20 protein-coding genes are annotated in these 19,275 nt (G+C 72.2%); 14 read left to right on the top strand and 6 right to left on the bottom strand.

Translation table 11 applies throughout. The features are described from left to right. Positions 1-25 precede the first annotated feature (25 nt). From O7623_RS18350 to O7623_RS18340, 3 genes are all read right to left on the bottom strand, one after another. Complete coding sequence (locus O7623_RS18350; RefSeq protein ID WP_282224253.1) at positions 26-439, bottom strand: GntR family transcriptional regulator; 414 nt, start codon at positions 437-439, stop codon at positions 26-28. A 171-nt stretch (positions 440-610) separates the two neighbouring features. Next, on the bottom strand, positions 611-796 hold the full coding sequence (locus O7623_RS18345) for a DUF397 domain-containing protein (protein WP_282224252.1): 186 nt from the start codon (positions 794-796) through the stop codon (positions 611-613). A gap of 15 nt (positions 797-811) precedes the next feature. Beyond that, entirely contained in the window at positions 812-1,642 is an 831-nt protein-coding gene (locus O7623_RS18340; protein WP_282224251.1) for a helix-turn-helix transcriptional regulator, read from the bottom strand. A gap of 431 nt (positions 1,643-2,073) precedes the next feature. Here O7623_RS18340 and O7623_RS18335 point away from each other — a divergent pair, with 431 nt between their 5' ends. The 8 genes from O7623_RS18335 (at position 2,074) to O7623_RS18300 (ending at position 6,571) form a co-directional block, all read left to right on the top strand. Beyond that, positions 2,074-2,292, top strand: a complete 219-nt coding sequence (locus O7623_RS18335) for a hypothetical protein (RefSeq protein WP_282224250.1) — start codon at positions 2,074-2,076, stop codon at positions 2,290-2,292. Continuing rightward, positions 2,292-2,474: a hypothetical protein gene (locus O7623_RS18330; RefSeq protein WP_282224249.1), complete on the top strand. Its 183-nt coding sequence runs from the start codon at positions 2,292-2,294 to the stop codon at positions 2,472-2,474. Before O7623_RS18335 ends, O7623_RS18330 begins: the two co-directional genes overlap by 1 nt. Before the next feature lie 163 nt (positions 2,475-2,637). After that, positions 2,638-3,912 carry a TadA family conjugal transfer-associated ATPase gene (locus tag O7623_RS18325; RefSeq protein ID WP_282224248.1) on the top strand — a complete coding sequence of 425 codons (1,275 nt, stop codon included), beginning with the start codon at positions 2,638-2,640 and terminating at the stop codon, positions 3,910-3,912. Positions 3,913-4,025: 113 nt separating this feature from the next. Beyond that, positions 4,026-4,736, top strand: a complete 711-nt coding sequence (locus O7623_RS18320; RefSeq protein ID WP_282224247.1) for a hypothetical protein — start codon at positions 4,026-4,028, stop codon at positions 4,734-4,736. Beyond that, the gene (locus O7623_RS18315) at positions 4,736-5,440 is read left to right on the top strand and encodes a type II secretion system F family protein (RefSeq protein ID WP_282224246.1); all 705 of its coding nucleotides are present in this window, start codon (positions 4,736-4,738) and stop codon (positions 5,438-5,440) included. The genes O7623_RS18320 and O7623_RS18315 overlap by 1 nt, the downstream gene beginning before the upstream one ends. A gap of 146 nt (positions 5,441-5,586) precedes the next feature. After that, positions 5,587-5,715 carry a DUF4244 domain-containing protein gene (locus tag O7623_RS18310; protein WP_282229464.1) on the top strand — a complete coding sequence of 43 codons (129 nt, stop codon included), beginning with the start codon at positions 5,587-5,589 and terminating at the stop codon, positions 5,713-5,715. Next, positions 5,712-6,161: a TadE family type IV pilus minor pilin gene (locus tag O7623_RS18305; RefSeq protein WP_282224245.1), complete on the top strand. Its 450-nt coding sequence runs from the start codon at positions 5,712-5,714 to the stop codon at positions 6,159-6,161. The genes O7623_RS18310 and O7623_RS18305 overlap by 4 nt, the downstream gene beginning before the upstream one ends. Further along, positions 6,158-6,571 (top strand): Rv3654c family TadE-like protein, encoded by a 414-nt coding sequence (locus O7623_RS18300; protein WP_282224244.1) that lies wholly within the window; start codon positions 6,158-6,160, stop codon positions 6,569-6,571. Before O7623_RS18305 ends, O7623_RS18300 begins: the two co-directional genes overlap by 4 nt. An 8-nt stretch (positions 6,572-6,579) precedes the next feature. Here O7623_RS18300 and O7623_RS18295 read toward each other — a convergent pair whose 3' ends face one another. Both O7623_RS18295 and O7623_RS18290 read right to left on the bottom strand, forming a co-directional pair. Then, complete coding sequence (locus tag O7623_RS18295; RefSeq protein WP_282224243.1) at positions 6,580-6,792, bottom strand: hypothetical protein; 213 nt, start codon at positions 6,790-6,792, stop codon at positions 6,580-6,582. Positions 6,793-6,871: 79 nt separating this feature from the next. After that, entirely contained in the window at positions 6,872-9,292 is a 2,421-nt protein-coding gene (locus O7623_RS18290; RefSeq protein ID WP_348775165.1) for a DEAD/DEAH box helicase, read from the bottom strand. 274 nt (positions 9,293-9,566) lie between these two features. Between O7623_RS18290 and O7623_RS18285 the strand changes: the two genes are divergently transcribed. From O7623_RS18285 to topA, 6 genes are all read left to right on the top strand, one after another. Continuing rightward, positions 9,567-9,938 (top strand): STAS domain-containing protein, encoded by a 372-nt coding sequence (locus O7623_RS18285; RefSeq protein ID WP_282224242.1) that lies wholly within the window; start codon positions 9,567-9,569, stop codon positions 9,936-9,938. Next, positions 9,935-10,372, top strand: a complete 438-nt coding sequence (locus O7623_RS18280; protein ID WP_282224241.1) for an ATP-binding protein — start codon at positions 9,935-9,937, stop codon at positions 10,370-10,372. The genes O7623_RS18285 and O7623_RS18280 overlap by 4 nt, the downstream gene beginning before the upstream one ends. A gap of 364 nt (positions 10,373-10,736) precedes the next feature. Then, entirely contained in the window at positions 10,737-13,130 is a 2,394-nt protein-coding gene (locus tag O7623_RS18275; protein ID WP_282224240.1) for a sodium-translocating pyrophosphatase, read from the top strand. Between the two features lie 129 nt (positions 13,131-13,259). Further along, complete coding sequence (locus O7623_RS18270) at positions 13,260-13,805, top strand: hypothetical protein (RefSeq protein ID WP_282224239.1); 546 nt, start codon at positions 13,260-13,262, stop codon at positions 13,803-13,805. Then, positions 13,796-14,476, top strand: a complete 681-nt coding sequence (locus O7623_RS18265; protein WP_282224238.1) for a hypothetical protein — start codon at positions 13,796-13,798, stop codon at positions 14,474-14,476. Before O7623_RS18270 ends, O7623_RS18265 begins: the two co-directional genes overlap by 10 nt. A 410-nt stretch (positions 14,477-14,886) precedes the next feature. Then, complete coding sequence (topA, locus tag O7623_RS18260; RefSeq protein WP_282224237.1) at positions 14,887-17,832, top strand: type I DNA topoisomerase; 2,946 nt, start codon at positions 14,887-14,889, stop codon at positions 17,830-17,832. A gap of 39 nt (positions 17,833-17,871) precedes the next feature. Here topA and O7623_RS18255 read toward each other — a convergent pair whose 3' ends face one another. Next, positions 17,872-19,200 carry a D-arabinono-1,4-lactone oxidase gene (locus tag O7623_RS18255; RefSeq protein WP_282224236.1) on the bottom strand — a complete coding sequence of 443 codons (1,329 nt, stop codon included), beginning with the start codon at positions 19,198-19,200 and terminating at the stop codon, positions 17,872-17,874. Positions 19,201-19,275 lie beyond the last annotated feature (75 nt).

The following is a 19,275-nucleotide window of genomic DNA, read 5'->3' as shown; positions in this document are numbered from 1 at the left end:
CCGCTGGACCGGGCGTAGTTCGGTACTACCTTCCTTCGATCGTGACCCGGTGTGCCCCGTAGCCCTCCCTGCTGCCGTCGGCGCGGGTCACGAGTACGACCGGCTCGCCTTCGTGTAGCCCGTACTGCCGGCGTTCCTCCGGATCGGGCATCCGGGCCTGCACCCGGTCGCCGCGACCCAAGGTGACGACAGTTCGTTCCTGCTCGCCCATGACGAACGTTCCGCGACTCTGCACGACCACGATCAAGCCCTCGCTTCGCAGTTGCTGTAGCGCGCGCCGGACCGTGAGGCGACTCAACTCGTACTCCTGCACCAGGTGCAGCTCCGAAGGAACTCGCTGACCAGCGGCAAGCTCGCCCGTACGGATCGCCTGGCGTAGCCGGTCTGCGAGCTGCTTCCACGTAGCGACGTCGGGATCGAAATCGCCTTCTCTGGCCACAATGGCAAGTTAAGTCACTACGTGCTGGCGTACTGTCTTGCTGACGCCGATACGACACGTGGAGTCCGGTCGTGGCCGACAGCGTCGGGTTCTCGTACGGCCGGCGGTGATCTGACGCCCCGAGCTGCCCTCGGTCCCATGCCTGGGAGCGGGGGCAGCCGTTCATCGGAGTCAGCGGTTGAACTGGCCGATCTTGATCCCCTGGACGAAGTCGGTCCAGGTGTCGGCGGTGAACGACAGCACCGGCCCAGCCTCATCCTTACTGTCGCGGACCTGGGCAGCATGGTCGCTGCGCCGAGCTTCTACACAGTCACCGGAGGAACCAGACCGGGTGCTCTTGCGCCACGCCGAGTCCACGTCATGCTCCTTCTGCTAGGTCGCCAGATCGCTGGCGATCCTAGCCAAGGTATCGCGGGAGGCCGTTGGTGGCAGAGCCTCGGCGGCGAGCTGCTCAAACGCGGCCGAGTAGGCGGCGACCTCGGACGGTTGCTCGAGGTAGAGCGCGCCGGTGAGGGTGCCGACGTAGACCAGCCGATCCTCGGCCGATTCAGGAAACGGCTCGGGCATCGGCGGGAAGTCAAGGATGACGAAGCTACCGTCGAAACCAGCACCGGCACCGAACGGCAGGATCTGAATCTGAACTCGGGTCCGGTCACACTCCGCGATCAAGCGGTCGAGCTGCGCCCGAAGCACCTGCGGCCCGCCGACCATCCGCCGTACCGCTGCTTCGTCGAGGATCATCCGCAGGATCGGCTGTTCGTCTGTGCCCAGGATGGACTGCCGGTCCATCCGCAGTGCGACCTGTTGTTCGAGCTCACTGTCGCGCATCGGGATCGGCGCGCCCCGGAACGCCGCCCGTGCATACTCCTCGGTCTGCAGAATGCCTGGAACCATCTGGCACTGGTAGGACCGGATGACCGACGCTTCGGACTCCATGCCGACGTAGGTCACGAACCACTCAGGTAGCACCTCGCTGTAGCGCTGCCACCAGCCCCGCTGCCGGGCTTGTCGGGCGACAGCGATGACAGCCTCAGCTTGCTCACCGCCGACACCGTAGAGCCCAAGGAGCGCTCGCACGTCGTTCGGATGCGGTCGGACCTCGGCGGTTTCGATACGGGACAGCCAGCTCCCGTCATGATCGACCTGCCGGGCAGCCTCGGTCGACGATAGACCTGCCTGCTCCCGCAGGCGTCGGAGCGTCATCGCCAGTCGTCGCCGTTTGACTGTCGGGCTTTGTCGTGGTGCCACAGACGCATACTGCACTCCACCCAACTGCTGATCAAGCCCATGTCCGACACAAGTTGATCAAGGCCAGTCTGCGATCCGCATATTGCGGATTTCAATGATGGCTGCCATGGTGATAGGGCACATGTGAACGCCGGCCGCATCACCGGTACGGCGAACAGCGCGGCGTGCCCGACGCCGCACCGATGCTCTCGTTCTGTAGCGAGGAGGCAGCCTGTGGTCAGCTACGAGGCGTACGTCGTCGCGGTCGCACGGACTCTGGCCAGGCGACATCGGCCGGTGTGGTCCTGGAGCAAGTGGCAGCAGGTCTGTCGGTGCGGGTCGGCCTTGCCCTGCCGGGCGCGGCACCGGATACCGATCAACCGGGGTCACTGGCCGAAGGAGGACGAGTGAGCGTCCACATCCCGATCCAGCCGGCGTGGACCTGTGCCGGATGCGCGGATCCCTGGCCCTGTCACACCCGTCGTCAGGAACTCCTCGCGGAGTACGCGGGGGCGACGGTGTCGCTGTCGGTCTACATGGCGACGTGCCTGCTCGACGCGATGATCGACCTGGCAGACGACCGCAGCGGCTACCTGTACTGGCGCTTCATGGGGTGGTGGCGCTGATGTCGGTCATTCGGCCCGGCGACGAGGACATGCACTTCGAGGACGGTTCGCACCGCTGGTACCCGTTCGATCCCGCCGACGACGACCAGCAGGCATGGGAAGACCGGGTGCGCGAGCACCAGCGCCAACACCGCGAGGAGGAGCCGCGCCCGCGCCGACGCTGGCCACGCCGTTCGATCTGACCCGGTCGATTCGGTGCCCCGGTTGCCATAGCAGATCACCTGCGCCGGGAGGAGTTATCCACAGGCGGGTCGGTTGTCCACAGGCCGTCTGATCGGCCAGGCGTGGACGCCGTGTCGACGTCCACAGTTTCGGCATCGCTTCCTGATCCGTAGGAGGGCTCAGATGCCGCCGCCGTACCCCACCGCGATGCACCGCACCGACCCGCCGCTCGTCACCGCCGAGAGGCGACCCCGGGGTGACGTCGCGGGCCAGGTCGATCGTGCGGCGGTGGCGGCCCGCGTGCGGGAGCGGTTCGTCGCGGACGGTACGCCGGTGACGCCGGCGTCGGTGGTCAGTGCGGTGCGGGCCGAGCCGGGGGCGGCGTTGCGCGGTGACGCCGGGTTGTTGCGGCTGGCCGACCGGGTGCACGGGGAGTTGGCCGGCGCTGGGCCGTTGGCGCCGTTGCTGGCCGACGTACGGGTGACCGATGTGCTGGTCAACGGCGTGCAGGTGTGGGTGGACCGGGGCAGCGGGCTGGAGCGGGCCGCGGTGGCGTTGCGGTCGGTCGACGAGGTACGGCGGTTGGCGCAGCGGCTGGCGGCGGCGTGTGGGCGTCGGCTCGACGACGGTTGCCCGTACGTCGACGCCCGGTTGCCGGACGGGACCCGGTTGCACGCGGTGTTGCCGCCGGTGGCGGCGACGGGTCCGTACCTGTCGTTGCGGACGTTCCGGCAGCGGCCGTTCCAGTTGGCGGAGCTGGTGGCCAACGGCATGGTCGACGACGGGGTGGCGCAGCTGCTGCGGGCGGTGGTGGCCGGCCGGTTGGCGTACCTGATCGCGGGCGGTACGGGGTCGGGCAAGACGACCCTGTTGAACACGATGCTCGGGCTGGTGCCGGCCGGTGAGCGGATCGTGATGGTGGAGGACGCGGCGGAGTTGCGGCCGGAGCATCCGCATGTGGTGACGTTGCAGGCGCGGACGGCCAACGTGGAGGGTGTCGGGTCGGTCGGGTTGGGGGAGCTGGTCCGGCAGGCGTTGCGGATGCGGCCGGACCGGCTGGTCGTCGGCGAGTGCCGGGGCGCCGAGGTCGTCGATCTGCTGGCCGCGCTCAACACCGGCCACGACGGCGGTGCCGGCACCCTGCACGCCAACGCGGCCAGCGACGTGCCGGCCCGGCTGGAGGCGTTGGGGCTGCTCGGCGGGCTGCAGCGCGCCGCACTGCACGCGCAGATCGCCGCCGCGATCCAGGTCGTCGTCCAGCTGCGCCGGATCGCCGGGCGGCGGGTGGTCGACGCGGTGTGCCTGCTCACCCCGCAGGGCCCGGACCAGCTGATCACGGTCACCTCGGCCTGGCGGCGCGGTGCGGGCCCGCAACCGGCCGGACCGGCCCTGGCCCGGTTGCTCACCGAACGCGGCGTACCGGTGCCGGCGGTGCTCGACGACGGGGGACCGCGATGACCCGGCCCGGCCCGGCAGGCCGGTCCGACCCGCCGCGCCGGCGTCCCGGTCCGCTACTTCGGCGCTGGCCCCGCCCGTTGCGGCCTCGGAGTTACCGCCGTCGGCTGCTGGCGGTGACCGGCCAGGCCTCGACGCTGCCGGCACCGACCGCACCGGCGAGCACCCAGGTCGGCGTCCGGCTGCGCGCCGGGGCGCGGTGGCTCGGCGACGCCGCCCGCAGGCATCCACGCTGGACGCTGGTCGCGGTGGCCGGCGGCGGTGGGCTGGCCGCCGGCTGGCTGGGCGGGCCGGTGGCGGCGGCGGTCGCCGCCGCGTACCTCGGGCTCGGCCTGAGGACGGCGGCGGGCCGCGCGGCCGGCAAGGCCAGACGGGACGGGCGGGTACGGCAGGTGGACGCACTGGCCGCGCACGCCGCCGACCTGCGGGCCGGCCTTCCGGTGCAGCCGGTGACGCTGACGGCCGTACCGGCGGACGCCGCCGCGACGCGGCTCGCGCACCTGTCGGCCGCTGCCGTACGGCTGGCGGAACGCACCGGCGCGCCACTGGCCGACCTGATCGAACGGATCGAAGCCGACGCCCGGGCGGTGGACCGGTCACGGGATGCGGTGGCCGCGCAGGCCGCCGGGGCGCAGATGACCGCCTGGCTGCTGGCCGCCCTGCCGGTCGGCGGTCTGGCGCTCGGCTACAGCATCGGAGTGGACCCGTTGGCGGTGCTGCTGCGGACCCCGACCGGTGCCGGCTGCGCGTTGGCCGCCGTCGCTCTGCAAGTCGCCGGGTTGGCCTGGACCGAGCGGCTGAACCGGGCACCGGAGGCGACCAGCTGATGGCGACCAGCATCCGTGCACCACTGCGGACCGCCGCCGGGCCGGTCACGGCGCGTGCTGCCCGCCGCCGGCTGGCCCGCCTCGGCGGGGAGCCGGCACCGGAGTTCGATCTGTCCCGGCTGGTGCGGCCGGTCGCGGCACTGTCCGGCTTGGCGGTGCTGGTGATCGGCGGGAGCGGGTGGTACCTGCCGGTGGCTGTCGGGGTCGCTGTCGGGGTCGACCGGTCGCTGCGGCGGATCGAACCCCCGTCGGTACGCCGTCGACGGCTGCGCGCGGCCGCTGACCTGCCGTTGGCCGCCGACCTGTTGGCGGCGGCGTTGCGCGCCGGAGCGCCGGTGGATCAGGCGGTGGTCGCCGTGGCCGACGCCGTCGCCGGGCCGCTCGGTGCCCGGCTGAGCCGGGTGGCGCGGGCGTTGCGGCTCGGGGCGGAGCCGGTCGAGGCGTGGCGGCAGCTCGACGCGGTGCCGGGCGGCGACCGGCTGGCCGCCGCCGCGGCGCGCTCCGCCGCCAGCGGAGCCGCTCTCGCCGGTGCGGCGATCCGGCTCGCCGACGACCTGCGGGCCGGCCGTTCGGCGGCGGCCGAGGCGGCGGCCCGTCGCGCCGGTGTGCTGATCGTGCTCCCACTCGGGCTGTGTTTCCTGCCCGCCTTCATTCTCGCCGGCCTGGTGCCGGTGATCGTCGCCGTCCTCGGCGACGTCCTCTGAGGAAAGGAACGACCATGCGGTTGACGAAGGTTCCGCTCGACGCGGCGGCGACGGCAGCGGAGGTGACGGCGGCCGGCGCGTCCGGTCGCCCCTCGGGTGGCCGGTGGCGCGCCCGGTTGGCTTACCGGTTGGCCGACGACGCCGGGATGAACACCGCCGAGTACGCCGTCGGCACCCTGGCCGCCGTCGCGTTCGCCGGGATCCTGCTCAAGGTGCTGACCAGCGACGGTGTGCAGGCAGCCCTCGCCTCGGTGATCGATCGGGCGCTCGGATGAGGCCGCGCCGGCGGACCGGCGGTGACCGGGGTTCGTTCACCGCCGAGTTGGCCGCCGGTCTGCCGGCGCTGGTCCTGCTGCTGACAGTCGGGCTCTCGGCCGTCGCCGCCGTGGTCACCAAGGCCGAGTGCCTCGACCTTGCCCGGTCGGTCGCGTTGGCCACCGCCCGTGGGGACCGTACGGCTGCCCCGCCCGGCCCGGCCGGGGCCGAGGTCCGGGTCGTCGTGGACGGTGACCTGGTCACGGTGACCGTCCGGGCGCCGTTGCGGGCGTTGGGTGCCCGACTCGGGCCGGCGTCGGTCACCGCCTCGGCGACCGCCGCCCTCGAACCGGGCACCACCGACGAGCCGGGGAGCGCCGACCAGCCCGGCTCCACCGCCGCGCCGGGGAGCGCCTACCGGCCCGGCTCCACCGACGGCACCGACGCCCCGGTCGAGCACCGGTGACCGGGGACCAGCGTCGGTCGCAGTCTGTGGTCGGCGACAGGCAGCGGGGCAGTGCCAGTCTGTGGCTGCTCGCGGTCGGGTTGACGCTGGTCGCCGCCGGTACGGCCGGCGCGCTGATCGGCGCGGTCCGCCTCGCCCGCCAGCAGGCGTCGGTGGCGGCCGACCTGGCCGCCCTGGCCGGTGCCGCCCGGGTGTTCGCCGGCCCCGACGTCGCCTGTGCCCGAGCGGCCGAGGTCGCCGGGCGCAACGGCGGACGGCTGCGGGTCTGCACCGTCGACGGGCTGGAGGTCGTCGTCACCGTCGAGGTGACGCCGCTGCCGGCCACCGCCGTCGACCGGCCGGTGACCGCCACCGCCCGTGCCGGGCCGCTCCGGGCCGCTCCATGGGGAGGCACCGACGCGCAGGACTGAGCCGGAGATCAGCGGGCCGGACCGTCGGCGGTGGTGGCGTGCATCGCCCAGCGGGAGATGACCTGTTGGATGTTGTAGAGGCGTTGCTGGATCAGCTCGAGGCGTTCGGCCTGTGCCAGGGACGCGTACGCCTGGGCCAGGGCTATCTGCTGGTCGACGGTGAGGTTCTGCTGGTCGATCGAGTAGAGCAACTCGACGGTCTCGGTCACGGTGTCGGCCACGGCGTTCTCCTCCGGCGACGTGCTGGAAGCGCTCCCATGACCTAATCTATCCAGATCAGCTGAGATCTATGCCAGCAAATCAACCAGGATCCGATGGTTGATCGGCCAATGTCGGCGGCAGGTTCGTCAGGACCACGTCCAGCACCCGCACCGCGTCGGCCTTGCCCAGTGGGTTGTTGCCGTTGCCGCACTTGGGTGACTGCACGCACGACGGGCAGCCGGTGTCGCAGCCACAGGCGGCGATCAGGTCACGGGTGGCACCGAGCCAGGTGTGGGCCGCCCGGTACGCCCGTTCGGCGAAGCCGGCACCACCGGGGTGGCCGTCGTAGACGAACACGGTCGGTGCCTCGGTGTCGGCGTGCGACGCCGTGGACAGGCCGCCGATGTCCCACCTGTCGCAGGTGGCGACCAGCGGCAGCAGGCCGATCGCCGCGTGCTCGGCGGCGTGCAGCGCACCCGGTACGTCGGCCGGGTCTACCCCGGCGGCGGCGAGCGCGGCCGGCGACACCGTGAACCACACCGCGACGGTACGCAGCTGCCGGGCCGGCAGATCCAACGGACGGGTGTCCAGCACCTCACCTGAGCCGATCCGTCGCCGCTGGTAGGAGACGACCTGGCTGGTGACATCGACGTCACCGACGAACAGGCCGACCGGCCCGGCGTCGCGGTACTCGCGTACCGACACGACCGACACCGAGGTCACCTCGCGGGCGTGCGTCGACCAGTCCGGCTCCTCGGCGTGCACCAGGGCGCAGGCGTCGGCCAGGTCGAGGTCGTCGACGACGTACGACACGCCCTGGTGCAGGTAGACCGCGCCGGGGTGGACCAGGAAGTGCGACGAGCCGGGGTCGACGGTGCCCAGCAGCCGCCCGGTGGCCGCCTCCACCACCTGGACCGGTGCGCCGCCCTCACCGCGCAGGTCCACATCGGGTCGACCCGCCGCGGTCCAGTACCAGCCGGTCGGCCGGCGGCGCAGCAGCCCGGCCGCGACCAGTTCGTCCAGGGTCTGCTTGACCACCGCGCCGCCGAACAGGTCGATGTCGGCCGAGGTGAGCGCCCCTTCGGCGGCCGCGCAGCACAGTTGCGGCCCGAGCACGTACGGGTTGGTGGGGTCGAGCACGGTCGCCTCCACCGGCCGGCCGAAGACCGCCTCCGGGTGGTGCACGAGGTACGTGTCGAGCGGGTCGTCGCGGGCGATCAGCACCGCCAACGCTTCCCGCCCAGCCCGGCCGGCGCGCCCCGCCTGCTGCCACAGCGACGCCCGGGTGCCGGGGTAGCCGCAGATCAGCACCGCGTCCAGACCGACCAGGTCCACGCCGAGTTCCAGCGCGTTGGTGGTGGCCATCCCGAGCAGTTCACCGCTGGCCAGGGAGCGTTCCAGTGCGCGGCGCTCCTCGGCGAGGAACCCGGCCCGGTACGCCGCCACCCGGGCACCCAGCCCGGGGACCGCCTCGTCCAGGGCCCGGCGGGCGGTGGTGGCGACCACCTCGGCTCCCCGCCGGGAGCGGACGAACGCCAGCGTCCGTACCCCGGCGGAGACGGCGTCGGCGAGCAGGTCGGCGCTTTCCCGCAGGGCGGAGCGGCGGACCGGGGTGAGGTCCTCGGTGTCGGCGCGGGCACCGGGCAGCAACGGTGGCTCCCACAGGGCGAACGTCACCGCGCCCCGGGGTGCCCCGTCCTCGGTCACCGCCGTCACCGGCAGCCCGGTCAGCTGCCCGGCGGACTGCTCCGGCGCGCCGGAGGTGGCCGACGCGAGGATGAACGTCGGCCCGGCCAGGCCGGCGGCACCGACCCGGTCGTCGGCCTTGGCCCGGCTGTCGACCTTGGCCCGACCGGCGTCGGGTACGGCGGCCTGCTGGCGGATCCGGCCGTACCGCTCGGTCTGTCGGCGCAGCCGACGCAGGACGTGTGCCACGTGGGAGCCGAAGACTCCCCGGTAGCTGTGGCATTCGTCGACGATCACGTACGTCAGCCGGCGCAGGAACTGTGACCAGCCGTTGTGCCCGGGCAGGATGCCCCGGTGCAGCATGTCCGGGTTGGTCAGCACGAAGCGGGCGTGCTGGCGGATCCAGGCCCGTTCGCTCTGCGGGGTGTCGCCGTCGTAGCAGGCCGGTCGGATGCCGTCCAGGCCGAGCCCGGCGACGGTCCGTAGCTGGTCGGCCGCGAGTGCCTTGGTCGGTGCCAGGTAGAGCACGGTGGCCCGTGGGTCGGCCAGCAGCGTCGCCAGCGCCGGCAGCAGGTACGCCAACGACTTTCCCGAACCGGTGCCGGTGGCGACGACGACGTGGCGTCCGGCGCGGGCCAGCTCGGCGGCGTACGCCTGATGTTGCCAGGGCCGGTCGACCCCACGGGCCGCCAGCGCCGCGCGCAGCTGGTCCGGCACCCAGTCGGGCCATGGCACGCTCACCCCGTCCCGGGCCGGCAGCCGTTCGACGTGGGTGACCGCGTCCGGCCCGAAGCCGGCCGCCGACCGGGGGTCGCCGCCACCCTGGCGGGGCAGTTGCCCGCCGTCCGGCCCCTGGCGGGGCTGGTGCCCGCCGTCCGGCCCCTGGCGGGGCTGGTGCCCGATGGACCGCCAGCGGCGCAGCAACCCCGCCGGGTCCGGTGCCGGCCCAGGCGTTACGGTGGCGGGTGAGGTCACCAATGCACTCTCGCACTGGTGTGCGGACGTCGGCACCCCGGGGCGGACGTCGTCGACCGGCAGCCGCGCGGCGCGGGTGTGCCGGTCGGTGGTTAGATGCCAACAGCACGCGTCGCAGCCGAGGAGGAGACCGATGGAGCTGTCGTTGTCGACTCGCACGGCGGGCGAGCACACGGTGCTGGAAGTCGGCGGCGAGGTGGACGTCTACACCGCTCCACGCCTGCGGGAACGGCTGATCGAGCTGATCGACGCCGGCAGTCGCAAGATCGTGGTGGATCTGCGGCGGGTCGACTTCCTCGACTCCACCGGACTCGGTGTGCTGGTCGGCGCGCTCAAGCGGCTGCGCCCCGCCGGCGGCACCTTCGGGCTGGTCTGCGACAAGGAGCCGTTGTTGAAGATCTTCCGGATCACCGCGCTGGACCAGGTCTTCCCGATCTTCCCGACGGTCGAGGCCGCCACCGGTGACGGACCGGACGGCCCACTCGGCGTAGCTCCGACGGCGTGATGGCCACGGTCCGCCTGTCGTTCTCCCCGGCGCCGGTGCACGTGCGCACCGCGCGCCTGGTCGGCGTTGCTGTCGCGCGTCGTGCCGGCGTCGCCGAGGAGCTGCTCGACGAGGTGCGGTTGGCGATCGGTGAAGCGTGCACCCGGGCGGTCGCCCTGCACCGCCAGTACGGGCTGACCGACCTGGTGCAGGTCGAGATGTCCGATGAGGAGACGTACACCGTACGGGTGATCGACCGGGCGCCGATCGAGGCTGGTCTGGGGCTCAGCGCGTTGCCGCCGGACGAGTTGGCCGACGAGTCGCTGACCGACGAGGCGTTGACCGTCGGCGTGGGCTTCGCGCTGCTGGCCGGCTTCGTCGAGGATCTGCAGGTGCGCCCGGTCGACGAGGGCATCGGCACCGAGGTACGGATGGTCTGGCCGGTCGGCCGCTGAAGCGTCGATCCCATCGGGCCGCTGATCCGTTCGTGCGGCTGATCCATCCTGCCGCTGAGCGCGGCCATCGATGCCACCTACCGCAGCGCCGATGCCACTGAGCGCAACACCGACGGGTCCGCCCAAACCGACGAAGATCAACATCGGTCGTCACACAATTCCCGCTGCCTGCGAGAATGATCCACAACTGGGTGGGTAGACGGTGTGACCTGGCTTACCTCGGGCCGCTAGAGTACGCGGGTTATCACCAACTGTCCTGGCCCCACAAACCGTGGGCGCCAGCAGACCTCGTTGCTCCCCGCGTGGAGTCGCCCCGACGGTTCGTCCACCGGCCGGGGCGAGCGTTCGGTACAGGAGGACACTGATGTCCCGGACCACCTTGGCCGCTGAAGGCGGCGGGCTGTCCCTTACCGGCTCACACCTGACGTACGTCGTCATCGCCGCGGTCATCGCGCTGGTGGCGCTGGGTTTCGCCGCCGCCCTGGTACGGGCGGTGCTGGCGACCGGTAAGGGCACCACGAACATGCAGGAGATCGCCGGCGCCGTGCAGGAAGGCGCGTCGGCGTACCTGTTCCGCCAGTTCAAGACCCTCGGCGTGTTCGTCGTACTCGCCGTCGTACTGCTCTTCCTGCTGCCCGTCCACGAGACACAGGGCAGCGAGACGATGGTGAAGATCGGCCGGTCCGCCTTCTTCGTGGTGGGCGCGGTGTTCAGCGCCTTCATCGGCGGCGCCGGGATGGCCCTGGCCACCCGGGCGAACCTGCGGGTCGCCGCCGCGGCCGGTGCCGGGGCCGGCGGCCGGGAGAACGCGATGAAGATCGCCTTCCGCACCGGCGGCGTGGTCGGCTTCCTGACGGTGGGTCTCGGCCTGTTCGGCGCGGCCCTGGTGGTGGTCATCTACCGGGTCGACGCGCCGACCGTCCTCGAGGGCTTCGGCTTCGGTGCCGCCCTGCTGGCCATGTTCATGCGGGTCGGCGGCGGCATCTTCACCAAGGCCGCCGACGTCGGTGCCGACCTGGTCGGCAAGGTGGAGCAGGGCATCCCGGAGGACGACGCCCGCAACCCGGCGACCATCGCCGACAACGTGGGCGACAACGTCGGTGACTGCGCCGGCATGGCCGCCGACCTGTTCGAGTCGTACGCGGTGACCCTGGTCGCCGCCCTGATCCTGGGCCGGGCCGCGTTCGGCGAGGAGGGCCTGGTCTTCCCGCTGATCGTCTCCACCATCGGCGCGGTGATCGCGCTGTTCGGCGTACTGATCACCCGGTTGCGTCCGTCGGACCGCAACGGCATGGTGGCGATCAACCGGGCCTTCTTCACCTCGGCGGTGCTCGCCGCCGTACTGGTCGCCATCGCCGCGTTCCTCTACCTGCCCGGCAGCTGGACCGACCTGCTCGGCGACGACTGGCGTACGCAGCTCGGCGTCGACGACGGTGTGGACCTGCCGCTGTCCCCGGCCGGCCTGGCCATCGGCTCCGTGATCATCGGCATCGTGCTGGCCGCCGCGATCCAGCTGCTCACCGGCTACTTCACCGAGGTGCACCGCCGCCCGGTGCAGGACATCGGCAAGAGCTCGCTGACCGGCCCGGCGACCGTCATCCTGGCCGGCATCAGCGTCGGCCTGGAGTCGGCGGTCTACTCGGCGCTGCTGGTCGGCGCCGCCGTGTTCGGCGCGTTCCTGCTCGGCGGCGGCTCCATCACCCTGTCGCTGTTCGCCGTGGCGCTGGCCGGCACCGGTTTGCTCACCACGGTCGGCGTGATCGTGGCGATGGACACCTTCGGCCCGATCTCCGACAACGCGCAGGGCATCGCCGAGATGTCCGGCGACATCGACGAGGCCGGGGCCCGCACCCTCACCGAGCTCGACGCGGTCGGCAACACCACCAAGGCGATCACCAAGGGCATCGCGATCGCGACCGCCGTACTCGCCGCGACCGCGCTGTTCGGCTCCTACACCGACACGGTCAGCATCGCGCTCAACGACGCCGGCATCGACGACGTCCCGGCGTACCTGGCCGACTCGCTCAACGTCGCCAACCCGGGCAACCTGGTCGGCCTGATCATCGGTGCCGCGGTGGTCTTCCTCTTCTCCGGCCTGGCGATCAACGCGGTGTCGCGCTCCGCCGGCGCCGTCGTGATGGAGGTCCGTCGCCAGTTCCGGGAGCACCCCGGGATCATGGAACGGACCGAACGGCCGGAGTACGGCAAGGTCGTCGACATCTGCACCCGCGACGCCCAGCGGGAACTGCTCACCCCGGGTCTGCTGGCGGTGCTGGCACCGATCGCGGTCGGCTTCGGCCTGGGTGCCGGTGCGCTCGCCGCGTACCTGGCCGGGGCGATCGGCACCGGTGTGCTGATGGCGGTCTTCCTGGCCAACTCCGGTGGTGCCTGGGACAACGCCAAGAAGCTGGTCGAGGACGGCGCGCACGGCGGCAAGGGCTCCGAGGCGCACGCCGCCACGGTCATCGGTGACACCGTCGGCGACCCGTTCAAGGACACCGCCGGCCCGGCGATCAACCCACTGCTGAAGGTGATGAACCTGGTGGCGCTGCTGATCGCGCCCGCCGTGATCATGTGGGGCGTCGGGACCGACCAGAACGACCCGCTGCGGATCACCATCGCGGTGGTGGCCACGCTGATCGTGGTGGCCGCCGTGGTGTTCACCAAGCGCAAGCCGATGGCGATGGGCGAGAACATCGGCGACGGCCCGGCCGGCGGCGGTGCCACCGGCTCGGAATCGGAGCGGGTGAGCGTCTGATCCATCCGGTGGCCCCGGGCGGCCCGCGTACCCCTCGTGGGTGGGCCGCCCGGGGCCACCGGCATCGACGTATCGTGCCACCGGCGGCGGGCCGTACGGCTGTCGGCGCCGGTGCGTACGCTGCACATCATGGGAGCGCACCACGTGGTATCCACCGCCCGGACCACAGTGGTGCTCGTCGTCGCCGTACTGACTCTGGCCGCCTGCGGCGGTGGGCCGAGCCCGGTCGTGTGGGCCGCTGAGGTCTGCACCGCGCTGCGCCCGTGGCGGACGGAGATCAGCAACCTGACCAGCAGCACCCAGCAGCAGATGACGGCGCAGACCACCCCGGCGCAGGCCCAGGAGAACCTGGTCCGGCTGCTTGCCGGGGCGGAAGCCGCCACCGAGACCGCCCGGACCCGGGTGGCCGACGCCGGAATCCCCGACGCCGACCAGGGCGAGCAGGTCGCCACCGGCTTCGTCGCGTCGCTGAGTGCGGTCCGGGACGCGTACGGTAAGGCCGAGGAGGGGATCGCCGGGCTGGACGCCAGCGGCCCCTCGGAGACCTTCTACGACGGGGTCGAGGCGGTGCTGGCCACGCTCACCGACGACTACCAGCGCAGCGCGCTGGACACCAGCTCGTTGGATTCCGCCGAACTCAACCGGGCCTTCGACGAGGTCCCGGAGTGTCGCTGACCCCGCCGGTCGAGCCGTCCGCCGGTGCCCTGACCGCGCGGCAGCTGTCCCTGTTCGGGGTCGCGGCGGTCGATCCGACGCCGGGTGACCTGGCGGGCCTGCTCGCCGGGCCGGGCCAGATCAGCCGGATGGGCGGTACGGTCCGGGTGTCGGTGCGGGTCGACGATCCCTGGCGGGTGCACGTGCTGGTGGCCGAGCTGCGGCTACGGGGGCTGACGCCGAACTGGCGGCAACTGCCGGAGGGCGGCGGCCTGGTGGTGCGGACCGCCTACACGGCGGTGCTGGCCCGGCTGGGGGCCGGCTGGCTGCACCCGCCGCCCGATGCCCACCGCACCAACGAGGCTGCCGGGCCGGAGCCCGGTGATGAGGACGAGCGGCTGGTCAAGCGGCCGCCGACGGGCTTCCACCTGGCCGGGCAGCGGCTCCGGCTGTGGGCGGCCGCCGCGGGCCTGCGCGACCAGCTCGGCTACCGGCTCGGCCTGGACGTCGCGGACGCCGACAACTGGCCCCAGGTAGGCGCGGCGCTCGCCGCGATCGGCCTGCCGGCGGTACTGCTGGACGCCGGTTCGGGTGGTCCGGCGTACCGGATCGTCGGCCGCCGGCGGCTGACCCGGCTGGCCGAGTTGCTCGGCGACCGGCCCGCCGCCGCCCCGGTCGACGGCTGGGCGTGACCAGGGCCGCTCGGCGGCCCACCCCGGGCCCGACCCGTACCTGTCGGTGGGCGGGCAGGTACGCGTCGGAGTCACTGGCCAGGTTCGATCCGGTGCGGTGCGCCACGTCACGCCTACCGTTCGGTGTACCGTGTCGCCGTTGGTGCGGTGGGCACGAGCTGGTTCAGCGTCGGGCGGGCTGCTGGTCGGCTGCGAAGGAACAACCGGACGACCGAGGCGAATCGGGCGTACGGCTGGTGTGCGTGTGCTCCACCGGCCCCGGGTTCGCGTTACGTTGGACGTCGTGACTGTCGCCCGCCCGCCGTGGCGGGCGCCGGTCGATCTGGGCCGCTGCCTGTCACCAGCAGCCCGGAGTGGCTGGGTCGCTGCCCTGCGGGCAGCGACCTGACTGGGTCGAGGTCAGGAGAGAAGTGCCGAGCAACACCTCAAACAGCCGTCTGGTCATCGTCGAATCGCCGGCGAAGGCCAAGACGATCTCGGGCTACCTTGGCCCGGGGTACGTCGTGGAGGCCAGCCTCGGGCACGTCCGGGACCTGCCGCGCAATGCCGCCGACGTGCCCGCCCGGTACAAGAAGGAGCCGTGGGCCCGGCTCGGCGTCGACGTGGACAACGGATTCTCCGCCCTGTACGTCGTCTCACCCGACCGCAAGCAGCAGATCGCCAAGCTGACCAGGCTGGCCAAGGAGGTCGACGAGGTCTTCCTCGCCACGGATGAGGACCGCGAGGGCGAGGCGATCGCCTGGCACCTGGTGGAGACCCTCAAGCCGAAGGTGCCGGTCCGGCGGATGGTCTTCCACGAGATCACCCGGGCCGCCATCCAGGCCGCCGTCGCCAACCCCCGTGAGATCGACCGGGACCTGGTCGATGCCCAGGAGGCGCGGCGCATCCTGGACCGGCTGTACGGCTACGAAGTCTCGCCGGTGCTGTGGAAGAAGGTGATGCCCCGGCTCTCCGCCGGCCGGGTGCAGTCGGTCGCCACCCGGATCGTGGTGGAGCGGGAACGGCAGCGGATGGCGTTCCGTACCGCCGAATACTGGGACATCCAGGCCACCCTGGCGCTGACCGGCCGTACGGGTGCCGACGCCGACGGACCGCGCAGCTTCACCGCCATGCTGATCGCGCTCGGCGGGGACCGGATCGCCACCGGCAAGGACTTCGAGCCGACCACCGGCCGGGTCCGCCCGGAGGCGTCGGTGGTGCACCTCGACGGCGACGGGGCCCGTGGTCTGGCGGCCCGGCTGGACGGCCGGCCGTTCACCGTCACCCGGGTCGAGGAGAAGCCGTACCGGCGTCGGCCGTACGCCCCGTTCATCACCTCCACGCTGCAGCAGGAGGCGGCCCGCAAGCTGCGGTTCTCCTCGCAGCAGACGATGCGGACCGCGCAGCGGCTGTACGAGAACGGCTACATCACCTACATGCGTACCGACTCGGTCAACCTGTCGGAGACGGCGATCGCCGCCGCCCGCAGCCAGGTCGCCGAGCTGTACGGCGACCGGTTCGTGCCGCCGGAGCCGCGCCGCTACACCGGCAAGGTGAAGAACGCCCAGGAGGCGCACGAGGCGATCCGGCCCGCCGGCGACCACTTCCGCACCCCCGGTGAGCTGGCCAACGAGCTGTCCGGCGAGGAGTTCAAGCTCTACGAGCTGATCTGGCGGCGGACCATCGCCTCGCAGATGACCGACGCGGTCGGTTCCAGCGTCTCGGTGCGGATCCGGGCGGTCTCCACCGCCGGTGAGGAGTGCGACTTCGGCGCCACCGGTAAGACGATCACCGACCCCGGCTTCCTGCGCGCCTACGTCGAGTCCTCCGACGACGAGTCGGCCGAGGCCGAGGACGCCGAGCGGCGGCTGCCGAACCTGACCAAGGACCAGCCGCTGACCGCCCAGGAGCTGGCCGCGGTCGGCCACAGCACCCAGCCGCCGGCGCGCTACACCGAGGCGTCGCTGGTCAAGGCGCTGGAGGAGCTGGGCATCGGCCGGCCGTCGACCTACGCGTCGATCATGCAGACGATCCAGGACCGGGGGTACGTCGCCAAGCGCGGGCAGGCGCTGATCCCGTCGTTCCTGGCGTTCGCGGTGATCGGCCTGCTCGAGACGCACTACCCCCGGCTGGTCGACTACAACTTCACCGCCAGCATGGAGAACGAGCTGGACGAGATCGCCTCCGGCGACCACCAGGCGGTCGACTTCCTGACCTCGTTCTACTTCGGCAGCGACAGCGCGGGGGACCAGTCGGTGGCCCGCTCCGGCGGCCTGAAGCGGCTGGTCACCGAGAAACTCGGCGAGATCGACGCGCGCAGCGTCAACTCGATCCCGCTGTTCGTCGACGACGACGGGCGGCAGGTCGTCGTCCGGGTCGGCCGGTACGGCCCGTACCTGCAGCGGTTCCTGCCCGGTGCGGACGGTGCGGACAACGCCGAACAGCCGAACCCGGCCCCGGCCCCGACCCCGACTTCGACGGCTGCCGGCGGCGAAGGGTCGGAGCAGGCCGGCGGCGAAGGGTCGGAGCAGGCGGCGGGGTCCGCCGGTGACCGGGTGTCGCTGCCGGAAGGGATCGCCCCGGACGAGTTGACGCCGGAAAAGGTCAACGAGCTGTTCCTCGGCGGCGGCGGTGAGCGCAAGCTCGGCGAGCACCCGGAGACCGGCGAGCCGATCGTGCTGAAGTCCGGCCGGTTCGGCCCGTACGTCGCCAGTGGCGAACGCCGCTCCTCACTGCTGCGCTCCCAGTCGCCGGAGTCGTTGAGCATCGCCGAGGCGCTGCAACTGCTCTCCCTGCCCCGGTTGGTCGGCACCGCACCCGACGGTGCCGAGGTGCTCGCCGCGGCCGGCCGGTACGGCCCGTACGTGAAGAAGGGCGACGAGTTCCGGTCGCTGGAGTCCGAGGAGAAGATCTTCACCGTCTCGCTGGACGAGGCGCTGGCGTTGCTCGCCGCGCCGAAGACCCGGCAGCGGCGGGCCGCCGCGCCGCCGCTGCGCGAGATGGGCGTGGACCCGCTCACCGAACTGCCACTGGTGATCAAGGACGGCCGGTTCGGTCCGTACGTCACCGACGGCGAGAGCAACGCCTCGTTGCGGCGGGGCCAGACCCCGGAGTCGCTGACCATCGAACAGGCCTCGGAGATGCTCGCCGAGAAGCGGGCGAAGGGGCCGGCGCCGCGCAAGAAGGCGGCAGCCAAGAAGGCGACGCCGGCGAAGAAGGCGACCGCGTCGAAGTCGACCGCCGCGAAGAAGACGGCGGCGGCGAAGTCGACTGCGACGAAGAAGGCCACCGGGTCGAAGGCGACGCCAGCGAAGAAAGCCGCGCCCCGTAAGGCCACCACCGCCCGCAAGGCGACCGGCCAACCGGACGAGGGCTGACCGGGGCGGCTGACCGGGACCGGGGCGGCTGACCGCCGGTCAGCCGCCGAGGACCCGCTCGGTGTAGTCGTTGGCGAAGACCCGGCCCGGGTCGAGCCGGTCACGGACCGCCAGGAAGTCGGCGAACCGTGGGTACGCCGGCGCGAGCGTCTCGGCGGTGCGCCAGTGCAGTTTGCCCCAGTGCGGTCGACCGCCCAGGTCGGTGGCGACCCGTTCGAACGCCTGGAAGTACTCCTCGTACGGCATCCCGGTGTACTGGTGGACCGCCACGTACCCGCAGTCCTGCCGGTGGCCCGGTGACAGCCAGCTGTCGTCGCCGGCACCGAACCGTACCTCCACCGGCAGCATCACCCGGTGCGGCAGGCGGTCGACGATGTCGGCCAGGGCGGTCAACACCGGGTCGAGTGCCGAGCGGGGCAGCGCGTACTCCATCTCGGCGAACCGCACCCGGCGGGGGCTGCAGAAGACCCGGTCGGATCGGCCCGTGTAGGTGCGGGTGGCCGCGGCGCGGGCGGTGAGCGTGTTCAACGTCGGCACGACGCCGGGTATCGCGCGGCCGAGCCGGCAGACCCCGTCGAGCACGGTGTTGGCCATGAACTCGTCGTCGAACCAGCCGCGCCAGGACGGCAGCGGTTGGTCGTCGACCGGGGTCCGGTTGTTGACCCGCAGCTGCACCCGGTCGGTGTACGGGAACCAGAAGAACTCGGCGTGGTCGTTGCCGTCGGCCAGCTCGGGCAGGGTGGCGCGGACGTCGGCGAGGGTGCCGGGGCGTTCGGCGGCGCGCAGCACGAAGGCGTCCACGCAGCGCAGGGTCACTTCGACGAGTACGCCGAGTGCGCCGAGCCCGACCCGGGCGGCGGCGAACACGTCCGGGTGTTGTCGTTCGGAGCAGTGCAGCACCTCGCCGGCGGCGGTGACCATGGTGAGGGAGTCGACGAACCCGGCGAGCCCGGGCAGCCCGGCGCCGGTGCCGTGGGTGCCGGTGGAGATCGCCCCGGCGATGGTCTGCGCATCGATGTCGCCGAGGTTCGGCAGGGCCAGCCGGTGGCTGGCGAGCAGGGCGTTGAGCCGGCGCAGCGTCATCCCGGCCGGTACGGTGACCAGCCGCGCCCCCGTGTTCACCGTCACCGGGGTGGCCAGGGCGCTCAGGTCGAGCTGCCGGTCGGGGGCGGTGGCGATGTCGGTGAACGAGTGCCCGCTGCCGACCGGCTTGACCCGGCCGCCGGCGTCGGCGGCGGCCCGCAGCTGGGCGGAGAGCTCGTCGACGGTCGCCGGCCGCAGCACCTGCCGGACCGTGGCCTGCTGGTTGCCGGCCCAGTTCGACCAGTGCACCGGGCCGGTCGGGGGCGACGCGGCAGTGGCTGACATCCGGCCTCCCGGGCGCTGGGACACACGTGAAAGATATTCATATCAGCCTCATCCTGGGCAGGTAAATACCGATAT

It is taken from the genome of Solwaraspora sp. WMMD791 (genome assembly GCF_029581195.1).
GTDB lineage: Bacteria > Actinomycetota > Actinomycetes > Mycobacteriales > Micromonosporaceae > Micromonospora_E.
Note: the sequence above shows the minus strand (reverse complement) of the source record. Positions and strands in the feature narration are given on the sequence as shown.

What these genes read in the sequence shown, in the direction of transcription:
- O7623_RS18340 (WP_282224251.1), bottom strand. Translation starts at nt 1,642, where the DNA reads ATGACGCTCCGACGCCTGCGGGAGCAGGCAGGTCTATCGTCGACCGAG.
- O7623_RS18330 (WP_282224249.1), top strand. Translation starts at nt 2,292, where the DNA reads ATGTCGGTCATTCGGCCCGGCGACGAGGACATGCACTTCGAGGACGGT.
- O7623_RS18325 (WP_282224248.1), top strand. Translation starts at nt 2,638, where the DNA reads ATGCCGCCGCCGTACCCCACCGCGATGCACCGCACCGACCCGCCGCTC.
- O7623_RS18315 (WP_282224246.1), top strand. Translation starts at nt 4,736, where the DNA reads ATGGCGACCAGCATCCGTGCACCACTGCGGACCGCCGCCGGGCCGGTC.
- O7623_RS18310 (WP_282229464.1), top strand. Translation starts at nt 5,587, where the DNA reads ATGAACACCGCCGAGTACGCCGTCGGCACCCTGGCCGCCGTCGCGTTC.
- O7623_RS18305 (WP_282224245.1), top strand. Translation starts at nt 5,712, where the DNA reads ATGAGGCCGCGCCGGCGGACCGGCGGTGACCGGGGTTCGTTCACCGCC.
- O7623_RS18285 (WP_282224242.1), top strand. Translation starts at nt 9,567, where the DNA reads ATGGAGCTGTCGTTGTCGACTCGCACGGCGGGCGAGCACACGGTGCTG.
- O7623_RS18275 (WP_282224240.1), top strand. Translation starts at nt 10,737, where the DNA reads ATGTCCCGGACCACCTTGGCCGCTGAAGGCGGCGGGCTGTCCCTTACC.
- O7623_RS18270 (WP_282224239.1), top strand. Translation starts at nt 13,260, where the DNA reads ATGGGAGCGCACCACGTGGTATCCACCGCCCGGACCACAGTGGTGCTC.
- O7623_RS18255 (WP_282224236.1), bottom strand. Translation starts at nt 19,200, where the DNA reads ATGTCAGCCACTGCCGCGTCGCCCCCGACCGGCCCGGTGCACTGGTCG.